Source organism: Flavobacterium sp. (genome assembly GCF_049318325.1).
Lineage (GTDB): Bacteria > Bacteroidota > Bacteroidia > Flavobacteriales > Flavobacteriaceae > Flavobacterium.
In genome coordinates this window covers 1-5523 of record NZ_JBMOGQ010000138.1, presented here as the reverse complement: position 1 = coordinate 5523, position 5523 = coordinate 1, and the positions used below count along the sequence as shown (strand labels likewise).

The window sequence follows — 5523 nt, the reverse complement described above, 5'->3', positions numbered from 1 at the left end:
CTGTTTTTTGTGATTGTTGGCGTAAGGTTAGAAAAGTTATCGGTTGTCGGTTGTCGGTTGTCGGTTGCACCAAAATATCATCATCATTAATGGTGTTTGCAGGGAAGATTCCGAGAATTCCTTTAGCAGTTAACCACTTTTCAGATACGATTTGTTGTAGCATTTTTTGCGCATCAGCAAATAATGAAGTGGCTTGTTCGCCAACAACCTCATCTGTTAAGATTGCAGGATATTTTCCGTACAATTCCCACGAACTAAAAAATGGTGTCCAATCTATAAAATCAATCAATTCTGAAAGTTCAACGGCAACCGTTTTGGTTCCGATAAAATTTGGTTTCACGGGTTGAAAATTATCCCAATCTAACTTCAGTTTATTTTTACGGGCATCTTCAATCGATAAGTAATTTTTATCCCGACTTCTGTTTAAATAACCCTCGCGTAATTTGTCGTACTCATCACGAACTGTTTTGGCATATACCACTTTAGTTTCTGCTTGAAGCAAATTACTCGCTACAGTTACAGCTCGCGAAGCATCGTTAACATGCACCACAGTTTCCTTATATTCAGGCGCAATTTTTACTGCAGTATGTGCACGAGAAGTCGTGGCTCCACCAATCATAATTGGGATTTTGATATTAAGTTTGTCCATTTCTTTAGCCAGATAAACCATTTCATCGAGTGACGGTGTAATCAACCCGCTAAGACCAATAATATCGACGTTGTGTTCCAGAGCCGATTGAATAATTTTTTCAGGTGGTACCATTACTCCCAAATCGATGATTTCAAAATTGTTGCAACCTAAAACTACGGCTACTATATTTTTGCCTATGTCGTGAACGTCACCTTTTACGGTTGCCATTAATACTTTTCCGGCCGATGATGATTTTCCGTCTTTTTGTGCTTCGATGTAGGGCAAAAGATAAGCTACTGCTTTTTTCATTACACGCGCCGATTTTACCACTTGTGGCAAAAACATTTTTCCGCTTCCGAATAAATCGCCAACTACGTTCATTCCGGCCATTAAGTTGATTTCGATAACATCAATGGCTTTATCAGAAGTTGCTCTTGCTTCTTCTACATCTATTTCTATGAACTCGTCAATTCCTTTTACCAGTGAATGCGTTAGTCTTTCCTGAACTGAACCGTTTCTCCATTCTTGGATTGCTTTTTCGTTGGCTTTGAAATCGCCTTTAAAACTTTCGGCTAAATCTAATAATCTTTCGGTGGCGTCTTCTCTTCTATTCAGCAGCACATCTTCTACATGTTCGAGTAAGTTTTTATCAATCTCATCATAAATCTCGAGCATCTCCGGATTTACAATCCCCATAGTCATACCGTTTTTAATCGCGTGATAAAGGAATGCCGAATGCATAGCTTCGCGAACTTTGTCATTCCCACGAAATGAAAACGAAACATTACTCACGCCACCTGAAACTCCAGCATAAGGTAAGTTTTCGCGTATCCATTTGGTGGCTCTAAAAAAATCTAAAGCGTTTAATTTGTGTTCTTCCATTCCCGTTGCAACAGGGAAAATATTCGGGTCGAAAATGATGTCTTCTGCCGGGAAATGGACTTCATTAACCAGAATATCATAACTTCTTTTACAGATTTCTATTCGCCGTTCGTAATTATCGGCTTGACCGTTTTCATCAAAAGCCATAACAATTACGGCTGCACCATATCTTTTTATCAACTTGGCGTGATGAACAAAAGCGGCTTCACCTTCTTTAAGTGAAATCGAATTCACAACTCCTTTTCCTTGCACGACTTTCAATCCCGCTTCTATGATTTCCCATTTGGAACTGTCAATCATTACAGGAACTCTTGCAATATCTGGCTCCGCTGCAATTAGATTCAGAAATTTGGTCATGGCATAAACACCGTCCAACATTCCTTCGTCCATATTGACATCGATTATTTGAGCACCTCCTTCAACTTGATTACGAGCAATATCAAGGGCTTCTTCGTACTTTTCTTCTTTAATTAAACGAAGAAATTTACGCGAACCAGTTACGTTAGTGCGCTCACCTACGTTTATGAAGTTAGATTCCGGAGTTACTATCAAAGGTTCTAATCCGGATAGTTTTAAATATTTTGTTTCTGACATTTTAATTGTTTGAACACAGATTTCACAAATGTGCACAGATTTAGATTTGTGATAATCTGTGAAATCTGTGTTGACTTTTATTAAACTAATTGATTCTCATCTATTCTTCTCGGCTTGAATTCTTTAGCTACCTCAGTAATAGCTTTAATATGCTCTGGTGTAGTACCGCAACAGCCACCAATAATATTAACTAAATTGTCTTGTAAATATTCTTTAATCAAGGCTTGCATTTCCTCTGGTGTTTGATCGTATTGACCGAAAGCATTAGGCAAACCAGCATTTGGATGCGCTGAAATATTTAATTGAGTATTCATGGCCAATCGTTTCAAATACGGTTTTAATTGATCTGCGCCTAGTGCACAATTAAATCCGATACTTAGCAAATCGATGTGGGCAATTGAAATTAAAAAAGCCTCTACAGTTTGGCCCGATAAAGTTCTTCCGGAAGCATCAGTTATTGTTCCTGAAACCATTACAGGAATATCTAAATTGCGTTCTTCTTTTACTTCTTCTATAGCGAATAATGCTGCTTTGGCATTTAGTGTATCAAAAATGGTTTCTACTAAAAGCACATCCACACCACCATCAATTAAAGCTTCTACTTGTTGTTTATAGGCAATTCTTAAGTCATCAAAAGTTACAGCACGATATCCAGGATCATTAACATCTGGTGACATAGAAGCTGTTCTGTTTGTTGGACCGATAGAACCAGCTACAAAACGTGGTCTATCTGTAAATTCATCAGCAACTTCTCGAGCAATTTTAGCGGATTCGTAGTTAAGTTCATATACTAAATCTTCTAAATGATAATCAGCCATTCCGATAGTGGTTCCAGAGAATGTATTGGTTTCCACAATATCAGCACCAGCTTGAAAATATAATCGATGTACTTGTTTAACCGCTTCGGGTTGAGTGATGGAAAGCAAATCATTGTTGCCTTTTAACGTATGAGGAAAAGCTGCGAATCGTTCACCGCGGAAATCTTCTTCGGAGAAGTTGTTTCGTTGCAGCATGGTTCCCATTGCGCCGTCGAGCACTAGGATTCTATGTTTAATAGCTTCTTGAATTTTTGACATATAAATATAGTTTCAACTATTAAAAGTTGTTGTTTAAATTATATGTTATCATGAAAGTTGAGAAGAATTCTCGGGGTTATCTTTTCTTTACTAATCTGTTTAACAGATCCTGAAATAAATTCAGGATAAAGATAGAATGTAGCACCTTCTTTTGGCAAAGGGTTGCTAAGCTTTCAACGGGTCTATTCCCTCCAGCTTTCGTGATAACGAACAATAAGTTTATGAACGTTGCAAAGTAAAGTCATAGAATTGTTATTTGCAAGTGTTTCATTAAAAAAAATCGCGAAATCGAAATAGTACTTTTCAAAAATTTTTAATATATTAATTTGCTATTCGAAATAGTCTTTATACATTTGCAACCGAAAAACAAGAGGAAAAATTTGAACTGATTGCAACCTCTATTCGAACTTGAATCTTTTATGAGATTCTGAAACTGGTTCAGAATAAAAAAAATGCTAAAGCAGAAACTCTTCTTTAGCATTCTAAGCAATCACATTTTTTTCTTTTAACAATAATATTAAACTAAAATATAGTTATGGCTTATTTATTTACGTCGGAGTCAGTTAGTGAAGGACATCCAGACAAAGTTGCAGATCAAATTTCTGATGCTTTAATTGATAACTTTTTAGCATTTGATGCTGATTCAAAAGTAGCTTGCGAAACACTAGTTACTACGGGTCAAGTGATTTTGGCAGGAGAAGTAAAATCAAATACTTATCTTGATGTACAATCTATTGCTAGAGAAGTAATCAGAAAGATTGGATATACTAAAAGTGAGTATATGTTTGAAGCTGATTCTTGTGGGGTCTTGTCTGCAATTCATGAGCAATCTGCTGATATTAACCAAGGAGTTGATAGAGCTAGTAAAGAAGAGCAAGGTGCCGGCGACCAAGGGATGATGTTTGGTTACGCGACAAATGAGACTGAAAACTACATGCCTTTGGCTTTAGATTTGTCTCATGCTTTATTAATTGAATTAGCAAACATAAGAAGAGAAAATAACGAAATTAAATATTTGCGTCCAGATGCTAAATCACAAGTTACTTTAGAGTATTCTGACGACAATAAGCCACAAAGAATTGACGCTATTGTAATCTCAACTCAACACGATGATTTTGCTGCTGAAGCTGAAATGTTAGCTAAAATTAAAAGTGACTTAGTTGGTATTTTGATTCCAAGAATTAAAGCTAAATATCCTCAATACGCTCATTTATTCAATGACCAAATTACCTATCATATTAACCCAACTGGAAAATTTGTTATTGGTGGACCACACGGGGATACTGGTTTGACAGGAAGAAAAATTATCGTTGACACTTATGGTGGTAAAGGTGCTCACGGTGGTGGTGCTTTCTCTGGAAAAGACCCGAGTAAAGTGGACCGTTCTGCTGCTTATGCAACCCGTCACATTGCAAAAAACTTGGTTGCTGCAGGATTGTGTGATGAAGTTTTAGTTCAAGTTTCGTATGCGATTGGAGTGGCAAAACCAACTTCTATAAATGTGGTTACTTATGGAACTTCAAAAGTAAATATGACTGATGGAGAAATTAGTAAAGTGGTGGAAAATGTATTTGATATGCGACCGTACTTTATTGAGCAACGTTTGAAATTGAGAAATCCAATCTATAGTGAAACAGCTGCTTATGGTCATATGGGAAGAACTCCTGAAACGGTTACTAAAACATTCCAATTACCTAATGGTGCTCCAAAATCAGTAACTGTAGAGTTATTTACTTGGGAGAAATTAGATTATGTAGACAAAGTAAAAGCGGCTTTCGGAATTTAAGCACAAAGCTCGCAAAGAAATACGCGAAGTTCGCAAAGAAAAACCTGTTCAAATGAACAGGTTTTTTGTTTTTAGCCCTGATAGCAGCGATATACTTTTTGCTTTTTAGCAAAAAGATAAAGCGGATAGCAGGAATAGCTACAAATTATACTTTAAACTAAAAATAATATATCTCGGCTGTACAATATATTGAGAATTTCGAGTAGAAAACTGAGAGAAACTATCATCATTAATTGAAGTAGTATTTAGGATGTTGGTAGCCGCAATTTTATACTCCATATGACTGGATTTTGTTTTTTGATAAGTTAAACTTGCGGATAGAAAGTCGTATTCTTGATCGACAGTTTTATCATTATTATAGTAGTGAAAAAATTCATATTCAGAAACAAAGGAGAAACTTTTCAAGAAGAAATAATCCAATTTAACCGATGGGCTATCGGTATAAAAAGTATCATTTGGATATTGATTAACCGTATAACTATAAGACAATTCAATATTTGGAATGTCTTTAAAATTAGTAGAAGCGCCTATTCTGTAATTTTGAGTAAAACTTT

Annotated in this window: 3 protein-coding genes, 1 pseudogene and 1 riboswitch; of the genes and pseudogenes, 1 reads left to right on the top strand and 3 read right to left on the bottom strand. The window is 36.1% G+C overall.

The genetic code is table 11. The features are described 5' to 3' along the window. Positions 1-2107, bottom strand: a 2107-nt coding sequence (locus tag ACOYLP_RS10370) for a dihydropteroate synthase (RefSeq protein WP_422856097.1), incomplete at its 3' end; no start/stop codon positions are given. Positions 2108-2187: 80 nt separating this feature from the next. After that, a complete protein-coding gene (locus tag ACOYLP_RS10365; protein WP_422856096.1) occupies positions 2188-3183 on the bottom strand; it encodes a homocysteine S-methyltransferase family protein in 996 nt (331 codons plus the stop codon). 88 nt (positions 3184-3271) lie between these two features. Further along, a riboswitch (SAM riboswitch) is annotated at positions 3272-3393 on the bottom strand. Between the two features lie 325 nt (positions 3394-3718). On the opposite strand from ACOYLP_RS10365, the gene metK reads away from it, so the two are divergent. Continuing rightward, the gene (metK, locus tag ACOYLP_RS10360) at positions 3719-4969 is read left to right on the top strand and encodes a methionine adenosyltransferase (RefSeq protein WP_422856095.1); all 1251 of its coding nucleotides are present in this window, start codon (positions 3719-3721) and stop codon (positions 4967-4969) included. 138 nt (positions 4970-5107) lie between these two features. On the opposite strand, the pseudogene ACOYLP_RS10355 reads toward metK, so the two are convergent. Beyond that, positions 5108-5523 (bottom strand): annotated as a pseudogene (locus tag ACOYLP_RS10355) (TonB-dependent receptor); the annotation flags it as partial.

Excerpts from the sequence above, each read along its gene's own strand:
- metK (WP_422856095.1), top strand. The coding sequence starts at position 3,719 with ATGGCTTATTTATTTACGTCGGAGTCAGTTAGTGAAGGACATCCAGAC.
- ACOYLP_RS10365 (WP_422856096.1), bottom strand. The coding sequence starts at position 3,183 with ATGTCAAAAATTCAAGAAGCTATTAAACATAGAATCCTAGTGCTCGAC.